This is a genomic window from Nonomuraea sp. NPDC048826 (assembly GCF_043198225.1).
In the GTDB taxonomy this organism is placed as follows: Bacteria; Actinomycetota; Actinomycetes; order Streptosporangiales; family Streptosporangiaceae; genus Nonomuraea.
Window position 1 is genome coordinate 496,118 of sequence record NZ_JBICUQ010000008.1, and the last position, 14,514, is coordinate 510,631.

At 72.6% G+C, this 14,514-nt stretch carries 18 protein-coding genes; 12 read left to right on the forward strand and 6 right to left on the reverse strand.

All coding sequences use genetic code 11. The annotated features are described in order from the left end of the window. From ACGFI7_RS30040 to ACGFI7_RS30050, 3 genes are all read left to right on the forward strand, one after another. Nucleotides 1–396, forward strand: a complete 396-nt coding sequence (locus ACGFI7_RS30040) for a DNA-binding protein (protein WP_393410315.1) — start codon at nucleotides 1–3, stop codon at nucleotides 394–396. Continuing rightward, nucleotides 393–1,028, forward strand: a complete 636-nt coding sequence (locus ACGFI7_RS30045; RefSeq protein ID WP_393410318.1) for a transcriptional regulator — start codon at nucleotides 393–395, stop codon at nucleotides 1,026–1,028. The genes ACGFI7_RS30040 and ACGFI7_RS30045 overlap by 4 nt, the downstream gene beginning before the upstream one ends. Before the next feature lie 280 nt (nucleotides 1,029–1,308). After that, nucleotides 1,309–2,430, forward strand: a complete 1,122-nt coding sequence (locus ACGFI7_RS30050; RefSeq protein WP_393410320.1) for a methyltransferase — start codon at nucleotides 1,309–1,311, stop codon at nucleotides 2,428–2,430. A 35-nt stretch (nucleotides 2,431–2,465) separates the two neighbouring features. Here ACGFI7_RS30050 and ACGFI7_RS30055 read toward each other — a convergent pair whose 3' ends face one another. Next, a complete protein-coding gene (locus ACGFI7_RS30055; RefSeq protein ID WP_393410322.1) occupies nucleotides 2,466–3,890 on the reverse strand; it encodes a DHA2 family efflux MFS transporter permease subunit in 1,425 nt (474 codons plus the stop codon). 29 nt (nucleotides 3,891–3,919) lie between these two features. Between ACGFI7_RS30055 and ACGFI7_RS30060 the strand changes: the two genes are divergently transcribed. From ACGFI7_RS30060 to tsaA, 6 genes are all read left to right on the forward strand, one after another. Further along, on the forward strand, nucleotides 3,920–4,402 hold the full coding sequence (locus ACGFI7_RS30060; RefSeq protein WP_393410324.1) for a MarR family winged helix-turn-helix transcriptional regulator: 483 nt from the start codon (nucleotides 3,920–3,922) through the stop codon (nucleotides 4,400–4,402). After that, nucleotides 4,399–4,980 (forward strand): NADPH-dependent FMN reductase, encoded by a 582-nt coding sequence (locus ACGFI7_RS30065; RefSeq protein WP_393410326.1) that lies wholly within the window; start codon nucleotides 4,399–4,401, stop codon nucleotides 4,978–4,980. Before ACGFI7_RS30060 ends, ACGFI7_RS30065 begins: the two co-directional genes overlap by 4 nt. 36 nt (nucleotides 4,981–5,016) lie before the next feature. Then, nucleotides 5,017–5,928 (forward strand): NADP-dependent oxidoreductase, encoded by a 912-nt coding sequence (locus ACGFI7_RS30070; RefSeq protein WP_393410329.1) that lies wholly within the window; start codon nucleotides 5,017–5,019, stop codon nucleotides 5,926–5,928. Nucleotides 5,929–6,271: 343 nt separating this feature from the next. Continuing rightward, nucleotides 6,272–6,724, forward strand: a complete 453-nt coding sequence (locus tag ACGFI7_RS30075; protein WP_393410331.1) for a cysteine dioxygenase — start codon at nucleotides 6,272–6,274, stop codon at nucleotides 6,722–6,724. Beyond that, nucleotides 6,721–7,140: a rhodanese-like domain-containing protein gene (locus ACGFI7_RS30080; protein ID WP_393410334.1), complete on the forward strand. Its 420-nt coding sequence runs from the start codon at nucleotides 6,721–6,723 to the stop codon at nucleotides 7,138–7,140. The genes ACGFI7_RS30075 and ACGFI7_RS30080 overlap by 4 nt, the downstream gene beginning before the upstream one ends. A gap of 149 nt (nucleotides 7,141–7,289) precedes the next feature. Then, nucleotides 7,290–7,691, forward strand: a complete 402-nt coding sequence (gene tsaA, locus ACGFI7_RS30085; protein WP_393410337.1) for a tRNA (N6-threonylcarbamoyladenosine(37)-N6)-methyltransferase TrmO — start codon at nucleotides 7,290–7,292, stop codon at nucleotides 7,689–7,691. A 4-nt stretch (nucleotides 7,692–7,695) separates the two neighbouring features. Here the strand turns inward: tsaA and ACGFI7_RS30090 are convergent, their stop codons facing one another. Then, nucleotides 7,696–8,571, reverse strand: a complete 876-nt coding sequence (locus ACGFI7_RS30090; protein ID WP_393410340.1) for an NAD(P)-dependent oxidoreductase — start codon at nucleotides 8,569–8,571, stop codon at nucleotides 7,696–7,698. 116 nt (nucleotides 8,572–8,687) lie between these two features. Between ACGFI7_RS30090 and ACGFI7_RS30095 the strand changes: the two genes are divergently transcribed. Further along, complete coding sequence (locus tag ACGFI7_RS30095; RefSeq protein WP_393410343.1) at nucleotides 8,688–9,038, forward strand: winged helix-turn-helix transcriptional regulator; 351 nt, start codon at nucleotides 8,688–8,690, stop codon at nucleotides 9,036–9,038. A gap of 266 nt (nucleotides 9,039–9,304) precedes the next feature. Next, the gene (locus ACGFI7_RS30100; RefSeq protein WP_393410345.1) at nucleotides 9,305–10,297 is read left to right on the forward strand and encodes an NAD-dependent epimerase/dehydratase family protein; all 993 of its coding nucleotides are present in this window, start codon (nucleotides 9,305–9,307) and stop codon (nucleotides 10,295–10,297) included. A gap of 123 nt (nucleotides 10,298–10,420) precedes the next feature. Here the strand turns inward: ACGFI7_RS30100 and ACGFI7_RS30105 are convergent, their stop codons facing one another. Next, entirely contained in the window at nucleotides 10,421–11,134 is a 714-nt protein-coding gene (locus ACGFI7_RS30105; protein ID WP_393410347.1) for a VOC family protein, read from the reverse strand. Between the two features lie 168 nt (nucleotides 11,135–11,302). On the opposite strand from ACGFI7_RS30105, the gene ACGFI7_RS30110 reads away from it, so the two are divergent. Then, nucleotides 11,303–11,890 carry a TetR/AcrR family transcriptional regulator gene (locus tag ACGFI7_RS30110; RefSeq protein ID WP_393410537.1) on the forward strand — a complete coding sequence of 196 codons (588 nt, stop codon included), beginning with the start codon at nucleotides 11,303–11,305 and terminating at the stop codon, nucleotides 11,888–11,890. An 18-nt stretch (nucleotides 11,891–11,908) separates the two neighbouring features. Here the strand turns inward: ACGFI7_RS30110 and rox are convergent, their stop codons facing one another. From rox to ACGFI7_RS30125, 3 genes are all read right to left on the reverse strand, one after another. Further along, nucleotides 11,909–13,342 (reverse strand): rifampin monooxygenase, encoded by a 1,434-nt coding sequence (gene rox / locus ACGFI7_RS30115; RefSeq protein WP_393410350.1) that lies wholly within the window; start codon nucleotides 13,340–13,342, stop codon nucleotides 11,909–11,911. Between the two features lie 185 nt (nucleotides 13,343–13,527). Then, nucleotides 13,528–13,842, reverse strand: coding sequence for a DMT family transporter (locus ACGFI7_RS30120; protein ID WP_393410352.1), 315 nt, complete (start codon nucleotides 13,840–13,842; stop codon nucleotides 13,528–13,530). Then, nucleotides 13,839–14,465 (reverse strand): FMN-dependent NADH-azoreductase, encoded by a 627-nt coding sequence (locus ACGFI7_RS30125; protein ID WP_393410355.1) that lies wholly within the window; start codon nucleotides 14,463–14,465, stop codon nucleotides 13,839–13,841. Before ACGFI7_RS30125 ends, ACGFI7_RS30120 begins: the two co-directional genes overlap by 4 nt. Between the last annotated feature and the right edge of the window lie 49 nt (nucleotides 14,466–14,514).

Consider the following 14,514-nt stretch of genomic DNA (forward strand, 5'->3'; position numbering starts at 1 on the left):
ATGTCACGCAAGGAGCACTTCGCCGACATGGCGCGCGCCGACCATGAGCAGGCCCAGCGCGAGAAGGACGCGCGCGGGCGCCTGCTGCGCCTGGGCGCCGACGCGCTCGCCCCGCGTCCCTGGCGGCCCCCGCCGGTCCCGCTGTCGGCGGTCGATCTCGTGGAGTTCGCCGCCTGGCGCGACGCCGACCTCGGTCCGGACGACATCCTGAGCGCGCTCGCCCTGCTGCCCGCGGCGCGCGCCGAGGTCGAAGCGCTGGAGTCCGCGCTGTTGTTCACCGCTCGTAGCGCCGGGCTGACCTGGGCGCAGATGGCGCAGGCGATGGGGTTCAACTCGCCGCAGGCCTGCCAGCAGCGATTCATGCGGCTGGCGGCGCGGCAGGACGCCGACTCATGACGCGCCAGTCCCCGGCCGGCCTGCTGGTCCTGCACGCCGTGCGCATCACCGGGTACGCCGACACCCCCGTGATCGCCGGCCGTTACGGGCTCGACGTGGCCGAGACGGAGGAGGCGCTGCTCGACGCCGAGGCGCGTGGCTGGGTTCAGCACACCTCGTTCGCCGGCACCGGCGGCTGGTCGCTGACCGAACGGGGCCGGGCCGAGAACGAACGCCTGCTGGCGGCCGAACTCGCGGACGCGGGTGTCGCGGATGAGGTCCACGACGTGTACCGGCAGTTCCTGCCGCTGAACGCCCTCCTGCGACAGGCGTGCACCGACTGGCAGCTCCGGCCCGCCGCGGGGGACCGGCTCGCGGTCAACGACCATTCCGATCCCGCCTGGGACGCCGCGGTCCTGCGCGAGCTGTCCGCCGTCGATCGCGCGCTCGCGCCGCTGGCTGAGCGGCTGAGCAGCGTCCTGGCCCGGTTCCGCGGGTACGACCGGCGCTTCGCCATGGCGCTGACTCGCGCCCGGGCGGGGGATGGCGCGTGGGTCGACCGTACGGACGTCGATTCCTGCCACCGGGTCTGGTTCGAGCTGCACGAGGACCTCATCGCCACCCTCGGCCTCGACCGGGCTGCCCACTCGTGATAAGTTGATCTACAATGTAAAGGCGCCCGGCTGGTTCAAGATCAACTATCAATAGCCAAGAAACCCTGGCACCAAGCTCGGTTGCCCGCCGACGGAGGGCTGTGCGAGCCTCGTACTCACCCCTCCTGAAAGGACTGGTCGTGACGCTCGGCATGGTTCTCGGTGACGTCTCCTCTCGCGCTTCGACGGGGGAGCGGTAGCCCGACTGCCCTGACATCCGCTCCGCTCCTCGTCGAAGTGCTCTTCGTGCCCCCGCACCTTCGATCACGAGGAGTACGTGGTGTCCACGATCCACTGGACGACCGGGACGAACACCCCCTGTTCCGCCCGCTGGCATTCCGAGAGCGCGACACCGCCTCCCCGCCGGGTCGTCGGCGCGGACGACCGGATGCGAGCCGACGCCGCCTATCGCCTGGCCTGTGAGGGAACCGCCTTGCTGTGGCGGGGCGACTTCCCGCAGGCGCGTCAGTTGCTGCAGGCGATGGGCCGTCGCATCGACCGGAAGCCTTCGCGGCCGGGCGGCAGCCTGGCGGAGTCGTTCCACCTGCACCGCAGGGCCCGGGGTCACCGGGCGCGGGTGCTGGGCAGGCTTCTCGTCCTGCTGGACGGTGACTACGGCCTGGACCTGCGCAGGGCCCCTGATGTGCGCCGGGCCTGCGTCGAGGCGTACGGTCCGCCGTCCGGGCCGATGGCCGTCTCGCTCACGGAACTGCTGGGCGTGATCGGGGCGCATCAGTGGCGGACGAAGGGCGTGGAGGTGCCTGCTCTCGACGCTCGGATCCATCCGCATTACGGCGTGTTCTCCCCGGTCAGGGGCGAGTATGTGGACCTCGTCGCGCGGGCGCCGCTGCCTGAGCCGGCTCGCCGTTCCGCGTTCGACCTGGGGACGGGTACGGGGGTGCTGGCCGCCGTCCTGGCCCGCCGGGGGGTCGGCCGTGTGGTGGCCACGGACATCAGCCCGCGTGCCCTGGCCTGCGCGCGCGAGAACATCCGCCGGCTGCGTTTCGCCGGGTGCGTCGACGTGGTGGGGCCGGGCCTGTTCCCGGACGGATGCGCGGGCCTGGTGGTCTGCAACCCGCCGTGGATCCCGGCCCGGCCCACCTCCGTCCTGGAGCAGGGGGTGTACGACCCGGGCGGCACGGTGCTCCGTGCCTTCCTGAACGGACTGGCCGCGCATCTCGAACCGGGAGGTGAAGGGTGGCTCGTCCTGTCGGACCTGGCCGAGCGCCTCGGGCTGAGGACGCGCGGTGAGCTGCTGGCCGACATCGAGGCGGCGGGGCTGTACGTGGTGGACAGGACCGACACCCGGCCGCGGCATCCACGGGCGAGGGACGCCGCGGATCCGCTTCACGCCGCGCGGGCCGCGGAAGTCACGTCGCTGTGGCGGCTCGCCGGCGGGTGACGAGCATGTTCAGACGCGGGGGGGCCGGAGGGCTGTCAAACGTCGCCGGTGCGGCTCTTCTCCGTGTTCGCGACCGGCTTGACGGACGGCCGAGGTGGGAGCAGTGCCGCTGGTACGAGGGCGAGCAGGGAGAGTGCGAGGGTGGCGGCAAAGGCGATCGCGTACGCCTGTGGGGCGGGGCCGTCGGTGGTGAGGTGGCGGGCGACGAGGGCGAGGAGGAAGGCGGTGCCGAAGGAGCCGCCGATGCGTTGGACGACGCTGAGCAGGGTGGTCGCCTCGGGGACGGCCTCGGTCGGCAGCCGGGTGTAGGCGGCGGTGGTGATGGGGACGGTGGCCAGGCCGAGTCCCACGCCGCGCAGGAACAGGGCGGCGCTCAGTGCCGGATCGCCCGCGTCGGGTGTGATCACGTAGGGGACGGTGCCGGCGGCGGCGACGAGCGTGCCGGTGATGAGCGGCAGGCGTGGTCCGAAGCGGTCGGTGAGCCGTCCGGCGAGGGGCAGCGCGGTCATGGTGCCGAGGGCCAGGGGAGTCAGCAGCAGGCCTGTCTCCACGCCGGTGGCGCCGCGTACCTGCTGGTAGAACAGGGGGAGCAGCACCATGGGTCCGAAGATCGACGCCCCGGTCAGCAGCATCAGCCCGCCGGACAGGGCGAAGGCGCGATCGCCGAACAGGCGCAGGTCCACCAGGGGGTGGCGGCGGCGCAGGGCTCGGTGTGTGTAGCCGAGCAGCAGCGCGATGCCGAGCGTGATCGGCAGGCCGGCGCCGAGTGCGTCGGTGGAGGCCGTCAGCCGGGTGCCGCCGTACAGCAGCATGGCCAGTCCGGGGCACAGCAGGAGCAGTCCGCGCAGGTCGAAGGGCCGTGGGCCGGTGGGGACGGCGTGGGGGAGCCCGCGCCAGGACAGGGCCAGGGCGGTGACGCTCAGCGGGACGCTGACCCAGAACACCCATCGCCATCCGGGGCCGTCGACGACCAGGCCGCCGAGTACCGGTCCGAGGAGTGGCGCGAGCTGGCCGGGCACCGCGACCAGGGCCATCACGCGGCCCAGTCGCCGTGGTCCGGCCAGGGTGGTGAGGATCGTCTGCAGCACGGGGAGGATCAGCCCGCTGCCGACGCCTTGGAGGACGCGGAAGGCGATGAGGCTGGGGGCGGACCAGGCGGCTCCGCACAGCAGGGAGGCGACGGTGAAGATGAGCAGGCTGGTCCGCCACAGGGTCCGGGGGCCGAGGCGGCTGAGCGCCCAGGGCATCGTGGGGACGATCACGGCCAGGGTGAGGAGGTGGGCGGTCGCCACCCACTGGATCTGTTCGGTGTCGGCGGCCAGGGCGATCCGGGCGTCGTCCAGGGCGACTCCCACGATGGTGGTGTTGAGCAGGGATGCCAGGCCGCCGATCATCAGGATCGCGGCGTGGCGGATCAGGGCTGGCTCCAGCGGATCCAAGTTCCCGAGTTTTGTTGGCATGCCAGCAGTATGCGCGGTACGATGTTGGCATGCCAACAAGTAATCGGCCGCATCCAGGAGTCCAGATCGCCGAGGCGCCGCTCGGCTCGCTGCTGCTGCAGGCGGTGCGGGCCCACGCCGCCCTGGCCGCGTCGCTCCTGGCCGACCTGGGCCTGGTCGCCCCGCAGGAGGTGGTCCTGCTCTACCTGCAGGACCACGGCCGGACGCCGCAGTCCGAGCTGGTCCGTTTCCTGGGCCGCGACCGCTCCACGGTGACCGCGACCCTGCAGGCCATGGAGCGCGCCGAGCTCATCGTGCGCACCCCCTCCCCGACCGACCAGCGCGCGATGGACGTCGATCTCACCGGCACCGGACGCGACCTGTGCCCCCGCGTCCGCACCGCCTGGGCCGAGCTGGAACGGCTCTCCTTCGGCCGGCTCTCGGAACGGCAGCGCGAGCACCTGGCCACCGGCCTCGCCTCCGTGCGTGACGCCGCCCGCGCCGGTCACGAGGACGAGGGGACCCGCCCGTGAACGACCAGCCGCTCCGCCTGGCATTGATCATCGCCAGCACCCGCCGGGGCCGGTTCGGCGCGGCCATTGGCCGCTGGGCCGCGGGTGTCGCCGCCGGGCGGCCGGAGTTCGCCGTCGACGTCCTCGACCTGGCCGAGCTCCACCTGCCCGCCGACCTCGGCGGCTCGGCCGACGCGGCGGAGTTCGCCGGCCGCATCGGCGACGCCGACGCGATCCTCGTCGTGACCTGCGAATACAACCATGGCTACCCCGCCTCCTTGAAGCTCGCGATCGACACCGTGCGCGACGAGTGGGCCGCCAAGCCCGTCGCGTTCGTCTCCTACGGCGGGCTGGCCGGCGGGTTGCGCGCCGTGGAGCAGCTGCGCCAGGTCCTCGCCGAGCTCCACGCCGTCACCCTGCGCGACACGGTCAGCTTCCACTCCCCGCACGACCACGTGGACCGGGACGGCCGCGTCACCGATCCCGCGCTCGCCAAGTCGGCCGAGGCCGCGGCGCACGTCCTGTTCGACCGGCTGGCCTGGTGGGCGTCAGCCCTGCGGGCGGCCCGCACCGCCCGCCCCTACGCCCTGACCGGCTGAGCGCCGTCATCACCACGTGCTCCGAGGAGTCCACCCATGCCGACCGTCATCGCCCTGACCCGCTACGGCCCCCCGGAAGTCCTGCGGCCCCTGCGGATCGAGACTCCCCGGCCTGGGCCGGGCCAGGTGCTCGTGCGGGTCCGCGCGGCCGGAGTGAACCCGGTCGACTGCAAGCTCCGCCGCGGCGACTTCGCCGGCACCCACCCCGCTGACTTCCCGCGACGCCTGGGCAACGAGTTCGCCGGCACGGTCATCGCCCTCGGCCCCGACGTCCCCGCCGACGGCGTCGTCGTCGGCACCGACGTGGTGGGCTCGGCCACCGCGCAGGCGTACGCGGAAGTCCTGGTCGCCGACGCCGCCGGTCTGGTCGTGAAGCCGCCGTCGGTCCCGTGGGAGGTGGCCGGGGGCCTGCCCGCCGCCGGTCAGACCGCCCACACCGCGCTGTCCCAGCTGGGGGTGGGGCCCGGCGACGTCCTCCTCATCCATGCCGCGGCGGGCGGGGTCGGCACCGTCGCCACCCAGCTCGCGCGTGACCTGGGGGCCCGGGTCATCGGCACCGCCAGTGAGGGGAACCACGACTACCTGCGCGGTCTCGGTGCGACCCCCACCACGTACGGTCCCGGTCTGCTCGACCGCGTCCGCGCGCTCGCACCGGACGGGGTCGACGTCGTCCTCGACCTCGTCGGCGGTGAGGCCGTCACCACCAGCCTCGCCCTGGTCCAGGACCGCCACCGCATCGGCACGACCGTCGACCGGCGCGCGGTCGAGGAGCACGGGGTGCGGCGGGTCGGCGGCCGCTCGCTCCCCGCCCTGCGCGAGCTCGTCGGCCTGGCGGCGACCGGCCGCCTGACCGTGCCCGTCCGTACGTTCCCGCTGCACGAGGTCGTCGCCGCCCATCGCATGGTCGAGAACGGCCACGTACGCGGCAAAGTGGTCCTCACCCTCTGATCCACCGGCCCGCATCGTGATCGACCGCCTTGGAGTGAGCACCAGGACGACCTCTCCCGCGCCGCGCTCGTCGGCTGGTTCCAGGCCGACAGAGCGTTGACGCCTGGCGAGTACGCGGCCTCACGCGGGGAGACACCGCTTGGGTCGCCGACGATCGCACCTAAAACCCGAATTTCAGATTGACTTAGTGGGGAATCTGGGTCACCCTATGAGCCATGCACCTCGGGTCTCTTCTCTGGTCTGACCTGCCCGTCGACCTCGGACGGCAGGCGAGCGCGCTGTGTCCGGCGCCCGCCTTCGCATGACGACGAACCGGCAGAGACAAAGAGCAGGAAACACCGACATGACCGTGAACACCTTCGCCCCGGCAGCGCTCGACCTGGGGGAGCGGGCCCGTGCGCTCGCGGCCGACCTGGACACGTGGGTGCGGCGGGTGCGGCTGGACACTCAGGAGCGCTGGTACGAGCGACTCCACCACGACGACGACCACGAGATCTGGCTGATCAGCTGGCTGCCCGGCCAGACGACCGGGTTCCATGACCACGGGGAGTCGCGGGGCGCGTTCGCCGTCGCCCTGGGCACGCTGCGGGAGCACGATGTGGCCGTCGAACGGGAGCTCGTCCCGGGTGACGTGCGTGAATTCGGGCGCGACTATGTGCACGAGGTTCACAACGATTCCGCCGCGCCGGCGGTGAGCGTGCACGTCTACTCGCCCCCGCTGTCCACGATGAACCGCTACGAGCTGACCGATTCCGGGCTGGTCAAGCTCGCGGAGGAGACGGCGGAACAGTGGTGAGCCGGCCGCCACCCGGGGCGCGCACCATCGACCAGATCCTGGCCGACCGGCGGCGGTCGCTGCACCGGCTGCCGCCCGCCGAGGCGTATGACCGGTGGCGCGCGGGGTCGCTGATCGTCGACATCCGCCCGGCAGCCCAGCGGGCGCGGGAAGGTGAGGTTCCCGGGGCGCTCATCGTCGAACGCAACGTCCTGGAGTGGCGGTTCGACCCGGCGGGGGAGGCCCGGCTGCCCGAGGCGACCGGGTACGACGTCGAGGTGATCGTCCTGTGTTCCGAGGGCTACACCTCCAGCCTGGCGGCCGCGTCGCTGCACGAGCTGGGGCTGACGCGGGCCACCGATGTCGTCGGCGGTTTCCGCGCGTGGCGCGAGGCGGGGCTGCCGGCGACGGGTGGCGGCGCGGAGCCCGCGTCCTGACCGCCGTCCGCCCCTCCGCGACGCGCACGCCCGCGGAGGGGCGGATCACTGGTTGCCCCGGGCGGCGGTAGGGGCGGATGATGCTCCTGAGGCACTTCCCCGTGCCTCAGGGATCCGCCTGATGGCGTCGGCCTGCGTACGGAGGAGCCATGACGTACGAGATCCGTCCCGTCGGGGTGGTCGAGTCGCCCCTTGAGGACCGCGCGAGCGCGCCGAAGCAGGGGGTGGAAGGCGGGCCCGACGCCTGGCTGAGGTTCGACGCGGCGGTGGCCGAGGGCGTCCGCGATCTCGCGGTGGGCGACGAGGTGTTCGTCCTGACGTGGCTGCACCTCGCCGACCGGTCCGTGCTGGCCGTGCATCCGCGCGACGACGTGCGCAACCCGCTGACGGGGGTCTTCAGTACGCGGTCGGCCGACCGGCCCAATCCCCTCGGCCTGCACCGGGTCCGGGTGCTGGCCGTCGACGGGCTGCGGGTGCGGGTGTCGGACCTGGAGGCCGTCGACGGCACCCCGGTCGTCGACGTCAAGCCGGTCCTGGACGCGGCGCGCTAGGGTCTCAGGCCGGTCGCCTGATGCTTTCGATGATCCGGGCGAAGCCTTCGGCGCCGTGTCCCGCGTCGATCTGGCGCTGGATGAGCCGCTGGACCATCGCGACGACCTCGGTGCTGACGCCCTGGTCGGAGCTGGCCGCGAGGAGGTCGCCGAGGCTGGAGAACTCCAGGCTCTGCTGCCCGGCGACGGTGTAGTCGCCGCCGTCGATCACTTCGGCGAACTCGTGGAAGGCGCCGGTCATGGCGGTCAGCCACGGCGTCGCCATGGCCGCGAACTCGCGGGCGGTCACCCCGGCCGGCGCCACCATCGCGGCCCCGTGCATGAACCCGGCGAACATGACGTACATGCCGGCGAGCAGGGCCAGGTCGTACAGGGACGCCAGCCCGGGATCCGCGCCGAAGTAGGTGCTGTCCGCCCACAGGTCGAGCAGCGGCCGGTGCGCGGCGAAGGCGTCGGCCGATCCGCTGTAGAGGATCGACGCCCCCGGCCGGCCGATCATGTCGGGTACGGCCATGATGCCGCCGTCCAGATACACGATTCCGGCCCCGGCGGCCCAGGCGGCCAGTTCGCGGGACTGGGCGGGGGTCGTCGTGGTCACGTTGACCAGGGTGCGGCCGGCCAGGTCGGCGGCGAGCGGATCGAGGACCTCGTGGACGGACGCGTGGTCCAGCAGGCAGGCGATGATCACTCGGCTGGCCCGTACCGCGTCGCCCGCCGTGGCGGCGTCCCGCGCGCCGAGCGCGACCAGGTCGCCGGCCTTGCCCGGTGAGCGGTTCCAGACCGTGGTGGCGTGTCCGGCCTTGACCAGGGCGGCGGCGAGTGCGCCGCCCATCGCCCCCAGCCCGAGAACGCTCACCTGGACGCCGTTGTCGCTTGTCATGATCGGGGTTCCTTCCGGGATTTCGTCGTCCGGGCCATCCTTTCCACGCGCCGGTAGGGTTGACCAGTACGGACTATTAAGTCAGGTACTTACCCGAAAGTAAGCGTGGAGGGCGGATGGCACGGCAGGGTCCCTATTTCTGCGGCATCGACGCGGCGATGGACGTGATCTCCGGCAAGTGGAAGTCGCTGATCCTGTGGGAGCTGGACGAGCACGGGACGCGCCGGTTCTCCGAGCTGCGGCGCGGCCTGCCGGGCGTGAGCGAGAAGATGCTGATCCAGCATCTGCGGGAGATGGAGGACGACGGGCTGGTGCATCGGGAGGTGTACCGCCAGGTGCCGCCCAAGGTCGAGTACTCCCTGACCGAGGACGGCGTCTCGCTCAACGAGGCCCTGGCTTCCCTGGGCGCGTGGGGGGTCGAGCGCATGCGGCGGATCGGCGCGGAGAAGGTGTCCGTCAGTCCCTGACCGGGAGCGCGGCGGCTTCGGTGTCGGCGGCCGCCGCCTCGCCGACGCGAGCTCGTCCAGCGCCCATCGCACGGTCTTGTCCGGCCGGACCACACCCCCGTAACGGGCCGGATCCACGGGACGTCCGAGCGACGCGGGCTGGACCAGGTCAGCGTCCGGCTCGTTCATCAGCCGTGTAGACCACCGGCGAGGTGGCCGGATCGCCCGGCTTTACGCCAGGTGCGAACCCGGTCGGCGGGGCTCGTCGGCGGTGGTTGGGTGGAGGCATGGATCTTCTCATTCTCGGCGGCACCGCGTGGCTGGGCCGTGAGGTGGCGCGGCAGGCGATCGGCCGCGGGCACAAGGTGACCTGTCTGGCGCGGGGCGAGAGCGGGCCGCCGGCCGAGGGCGCGGAGCTGGTGGTCGCCGACCGGAGCGCGCCGGGGGCCTACGACCGGGTGCGCGACCGGGAGTGGGACGCTGTCGTCGAGGTGTCGTGGCAGCCGGGCATGGTCCGCGGCGCGCTGGAGGCCCTGGGCGGGCGTGCGGCGCACTGGGCCTACGTGTCGTCCGTCAGCGCCTACGCCTCGCACGGGGTGCCGGGGGCCGACGAGACCGCGCCGCTGCTGGAGCCCACCGACCGCGAGGAGGTCGACCGGGAGCAGTACGGTGAGGCGAAGGCGGCCTGCGAGCTGGCCTCGGCCGAGGTGGTGGGCGACCGGCTGCTCGTCGCGCGGGCCGGGCTGATCGGCGGGCCGGGCGACCACAGCGGGCGTTCCGGCTACTGGGTGTGCCGGGCCGCGCGCGACCCGCACGGGCCGATGCTCGTGCCCGACTCGCCCGACCGGCCCACGCAGGTGGTCGACGTACGCGACCTGACCGCCTGGCTGCTCGACTGCGCGCAGTCCCGGATCACCGGCACCTACAACGCGGTGGGCCCGACGGTGCCGTTCGGCGCCTGGATCGAGGAGTGCCGCGCCGTCGGCGGCCACACCGGGCCGGTCGTCGCCGCCGACCCGGCCTGGCTGCTCGGCCAGGGCGTCAACGAGTACATGGGGCCGGAGTCGCTGCCGATGTGGCTGGTCGAGCCGGGGTGGGAGGGCTGGTCGGCCCGCTCGGGCGAGGCGGCGCGCGCCGCCGGGCTGCGCCACCGCCCCCGCGCCGAGCTGCTCGCCGACCTGCTCGCCTGGGAACGGGCCGAAGGGCTGGACCGCCCGCGCCGGGCCGGCCTCAGCGCCGCACGCGAGCAGGAGCTGCTGGCAGGCCTGCCCCAGACCTGACACACGCCGACCTGGGCCGCGGGCCTGCGTCGCGGAACTGGGTTGCGGGTCTGGGCCGCCGACCTGGGCCGCCGACCTGGGTCGCGGGCCTTGTCGTCGGCTGTCGTCAGGGATGGCCGGGGGTCACCGGGGGGTCAGGACGCAGAACTCGTTGCCGTCGGGGTCGGCCAGTACCACGCCGCCGGTCTCGTGCGGGCGGGAGTCGAGGCGGGTCGCGCCGAGGCCGATGAGCCGTTCGATCTCCGCCTGCTGATCGCCGTCCGCGGGCGGGGCGAGGTCGTAGTGGAGCCGGATGCGGCCGTTCCGCGACATCAGCGGAGGGCCGCCCCAGGTGATCTTGGGGCCGCCGTGGGGCGAGCGGATCGCCGTCTCCTCGTCCTGGTCCCAGACCAGGGGCCAGCCCAGCGCCTTGCTCCAGAAGTATCCGACCGCCTGCGAGCCGTCGGAGGCGAGCGCTCCGACGAAGCCGCACTCGGCCAGGAACTTGTTGCCCGCCTCCAGGACGCAGAACTCGTTGCCCTCGGGGTCGGCGAGCACCGTGTGCGTCGCGTCCGGGCCCTGCCCGATGTCGAGGTGGCGCGCGCCGAGCTCGAGTGCCCGGGCCACGGTCTCCCGCTGGTGCTCGTCGGACGTGCTCGTCAGGTCGAAGTGCATCGTGTTCTCGTCGTACTTCGTCTCCTGGGTGGGCAGACATCGGATCAGGAACCCGGTGTCGTCGGTCGGAGTGAGCACGGTGCCGTCGTCCGTCGGCTCCCAGTTCAGCAGTTCGGCCCAGAAGCGCGCGAGACGGTGGGGGTCGTGCGCGTCGATGCAGAGCGCGTGGAGCTGAGAGGTCATGCCGGGTCTCCGATCTTCCGGATGATCACGAGCGCCCGCGGGAGCGGTCCTCGGGCGTATGGCGTACGTCACGCTAGCCCGCTCCCGGATCACGCCGCCAACGCTTTTCCCGCCGTTCCTAGGGCTGCTAGGTTGAGGGCGTTTATCCCTAGGTGAACGGTGGTGCGCATGGCCCGAGCCGGGTTGACGGCTGACAAGGTGACGCTCGCGGGAGCCGAGCTGGCGGACGAGGTGGGGCTCGGCCGGGTGACCATGTCGGCGGTGGCGCGGCGGCTCGGGGTCAAGGACGCGAGCCTGTACGTGCACGTACGCGGGCTGGAAGACCTGCGCGGGCGCATCGCGCTGCTGGCGGCGGACGAGAAGACCATCCGCATCGCCGAGGCCACGGCCGGGCGGGCCGGGAAGGACGCGCTGGTGGCGTTCGCGAACGCCTGGCGGGAGTACGCCCGCGCCCACCCCGGCCGCTACGCCGCGACGCAGGCCCCGATCCCGATCGACCCCGAGCTGGTGGCCCGGGCTCCGGGGCCGCGCCGCGCGATCGAGCTGACCTGCAGCATGCTGCGCGCCTACGCGCTGGACGAGCCCGACCTGACGGACGCCGTCCGGCTGGTGCGCAGCACGCTGCACGGTTTCGTCAGCCTCGAAGCCGCCGGCGCTTTCCGGCACGCGCGCCCGGCCGAGAGCTCCTGGGTCCGCTCGCTCGACGCCCTGCACGCGCTGCTGGAGCGCTGGCCCCGTGCAGGGGACGCGCCGTGACCGATCAGCCGTGACCGATCAGGGGATGGGGCGGCCGAACCAGCGGTGGAGATGGTCGTCCAGGTCCCGCTGATCGTCGCCGATCCAGGCGACGTGGCCGTCGGGGCGCAGGAGGACGCACGGCACGTCCAGGGCCGCGGTGGGATCCGAGAGCTGGTCGACCCGGTCCGACCAGCGGCGGGCGGTCAGGCGTTCGGTGCGGTCCAGCAGCAGGCCGCGGCCGCGACGCAACAGGTCGTAGAGGCGGCCCTGCTTCAGGTCGAGGTCGGGCAGGCGGCGGCCGAGCAGGTCGGGGCCCGCGCCGAGGTCGTAGCGGACGCCGGTCGCGGTGATCTTCTCGATGAGGTGGCGGTTCACCTGGTTGATGTCCATCAGCTCGGTGAGCAGCCTGCGCACGGCCCGCGGGCCGGGTTCGGAGGACAGCAGCTCCATCTGGGCGCGGGTGTTGTCCAGCACGTCCTCGGCGACCGGATGGCGTTCGGCCTCGTAGGTGTCCAGCAGGGTGTCCGGAGCCCAGCCGCGGATCTGCGCGGCCAGTTTCCAGCCGAGGTTGAAGGCGTCCTGGACGCCCAGGTTCAGGCCCTGCCCGCCGATGGGCGGGTGGATGTGCGCCGCGTCGCCGGCCAGCAGCACCCGCCCGACCCGGTACCGTTCGGCCAGCCGGGTGGCGTCCCCGAAGCGGGACAGCCAGCGGGGGGAGTGCACGCCGAAATCGGTGCCGGCGATGGCGCGCAGCCGCCGGCGGAAATCGTCGAGGGTGGGCGGTCGGGTGCGGTCGCCGACCCCGGCGGCGGGGACGACGACGCTGTAGAGCCCCTCCCCGGAGGGCCGGAGCCAGAACGGCTGGTGGGCCTGGCCCACGCCGGCCACCTTCGCGGCGATCTCCTCCTGCGGCACGCCCACTTCCATCGCGCCCATCAGCGTCTCGGTCCGTGCGGGCTCGCCGGGGAAGCCGACGCCGAGCAGTTTGCGCACCGTGCTGCGCCCGCCGTCACAGCCGACGAGATAGCGCGAACGCAGCCGTTCCCCGTCGGCCAGCTCGACGGTCACGCCGTGGTCGTCCTGCTCGAAACCGGTGACCGTGCGACCGTGACGGATCTGCGCGCCGAGCGCGATGGCGTGCTCTTCCAGCAGGCGTTCGACGACCGGCTGGGGGATGCCCAGCAGGTAGGCGTACGCGGAGTCGAGGCCCTCGGGCACCGGCGCGGGGATGGCGGCGAAGAATCCGGCGGCCGGACGCCGCCTGCCGTGGGGGAGGAGGCGGTCGAGCAGCCCGCGCATCGCCATCAGCTCAAGACTGCGCATGTGCAGGCCGACGATGCGGACGAACGACTTGGGCTCGGTCTCTTTCTCCAGGACGAGCACGCGTACGTCGTGCAGCCGGAGCTCGGCGGCCAGTGTCGCGCCGGTCGGCCCGCACCCGGCGATGATCACGTCTTGCGGAGAGTTCACAGGTGTGTTGCCTTTCGGGAGTGCTTCGGCGGCGCTCCCGGCGACACCTGCGTCAGTCGCCGTCCGTGACGCTACGGGGGAGCACCCACGTCGATCGAGCGTTCATGGGTCTCACCTCCTCGGGCGGTGTCACGGTCACCCGCAAGCTACAAGCCCGCCCCGCGCCCCGTCCAGTGCTTTTGTGATCACGAGGTGACCCTGGCCAGCACGATGCCCCCGACGATCAGGGCGAGAGCCGCCATCCTGCCCACCGACACCGGGTCGTCGTTGACGACGATGCCCAGGGTGATCGCGCCGACGGCGCCGATGCCGGTGAAGACGGCGTACGCGGTGCCGACCGGCAGCGTGTTCATGGCCTGGGACAGCAGCCACACGGCGACGGCCATCAGCACCAGGCAGATCAGCGTCGGCACCGGCCGGGTGAAGTTCTGCGTCGGCTTGATGCTCTGGGACCACGCCACCTCGACCAGCCCGGCCAGCACCAGGATCGCCCAGTTCATCGGGCCGCCTCCAGCAGCGCCGCGGCCAGCGACTCCTCGTGCCGGCCGCGCAGGTGCGCCAGCGCCGGGTCGAGGCGGGCGTTGACCAGCTCCGCGTGGATGAACCGTACGTCGCCGACCTGGAAGTGGCCCTGGAAGAAGTCGCGCAGGTAGCGCTCCTGGTGGTCGAAGGGCTCGCGGGGCGTGCCGGGGCCGTACGCGCCGCCGCGGGCGCTGGTCACCACGAACGAGCGGCCTTTCAGCGACATCTTGGGGAAGGTGATCTGGTCGAGCCAGGCTTTGAGCGCCGAGGGGATGGAGTAGTTGTACATCGGCGTGCCGATGAGGATGACCTCGGCGGCCACGACCTCGTCGAGGAGGGGTTCCACGACGGCCCACGCCTCGCGCTGGGCGGGGGTGCGGGCCGCCTCGGGGTAGCGCGAGATGTCGGTGATCTCGTGCTCCAGGATGTGGTCGCACAGTTCGGTCCAGGCCTCGCCGATGTGCGGCACGGGCTGCGCGGCCAGGTCGCGGTAGACGTAGCCGGCTCCGGGGTGGGCGGCGCGCCAGGTCTCGGCGTACCGGCTCGACAGTTTCCGTGAGAACGAGGCGCGGCGGGCGCTGGCGTCCAGGTGCAGCAACATGATCTCTCCAGTTATGTGGACACGCTGTCCACTTGAATATAACCGGACG

Excerpts from the sequence above, each read along its gene's own strand:
- ACGFI7_RS30045 (WP_393410318.1), top strand. The coding sequence starts at position 393 with ATGACGCGCCAGTCCCCGGCCGGCCTGCTGGTCCTGCACGCCGTGCGC.
- ACGFI7_RS30070 (WP_393410329.1), top strand. The coding sequence starts at position 5,017 with ATGCCGACCGTCATCGCCCTGACCCGCTACGGCCCCCCGGAAGTCCTG.
- ACGFI7_RS30055 (WP_393410322.1), bottom strand. The coding sequence starts at position 3,890 with ATGCCAACAAAACTCGGGAACTTGGATCCGCTGGAGCCAGCCCTGATC.
- ACGFI7_RS30075 (WP_393410331.1), top strand. The coding sequence starts at position 6,272 with ATGACCGTGAACACCTTCGCCCCGGCAGCGCTCGACCTGGGGGAGCGG.
- ACGFI7_RS30105 (WP_393410347.1), bottom strand. The coding sequence starts at position 11,134 with ATGACCTCTCAGCTCCACGCGCTCTGCATCGACGCGCACGACCCCCAC.
- ACGFI7_RS30090 (WP_393410340.1), bottom strand. The coding sequence starts at position 8,571 with ATGACAAGCGACAACGGCGTCCAGGTGAGCGTTCTCGGGCTGGGGGCG.
- ACGFI7_RS30060 (WP_393410324.1), top strand. The coding sequence starts at position 3,920 with ATGCCAACAAGTAATCGGCCGCATCCAGGAGTCCAGATCGCCGAGGCG.
- ACGFI7_RS30040 (WP_393410315.1), top strand. The coding sequence starts at position 1 with ATGTCACGCAAGGAGCACTTCGCCGACATGGCGCGCGCCGACCATGAG.
- ACGFI7_RS30110 (WP_393410537.1), top strand. The coding sequence starts at position 11,303 with ATGGCCCGAGCCGGGTTGACGGCTGACAAGGTGACGCTCGCGGGAGCC.
- tsaA (WP_393410337.1), top strand. The coding sequence starts at position 7,290 with ATGACGTACGAGATCCGTCCCGTCGGGGTGGTCGAGTCGCCCCTTGAG.
- ACGFI7_RS30095 (WP_393410343.1), top strand. The coding sequence starts at position 8,688 with ATGGCACGGCAGGGTCCCTATTTCTGCGGCATCGACGCGGCGATGGAC.
- ACGFI7_RS30125 (WP_393410355.1), bottom strand. The coding sequence starts at position 14,465 with ATGTTGCTGCACCTGGACGCCAGCGCCCGCCGCGCCTCGTTCTCACGG.
- ACGFI7_RS30120 (WP_393410352.1), bottom strand. The coding sequence starts at position 13,842 with ATGAACTGGGCGATCCTGGTGCTGGCCGGGCTGGTCGAGGTGGCGTGG.
- ACGFI7_RS30100 (WP_393410345.1), top strand. The coding sequence starts at position 9,305 with ATGGATCTTCTCATTCTCGGCGGCACCGCGTGGCTGGGCCGTGAGGTG.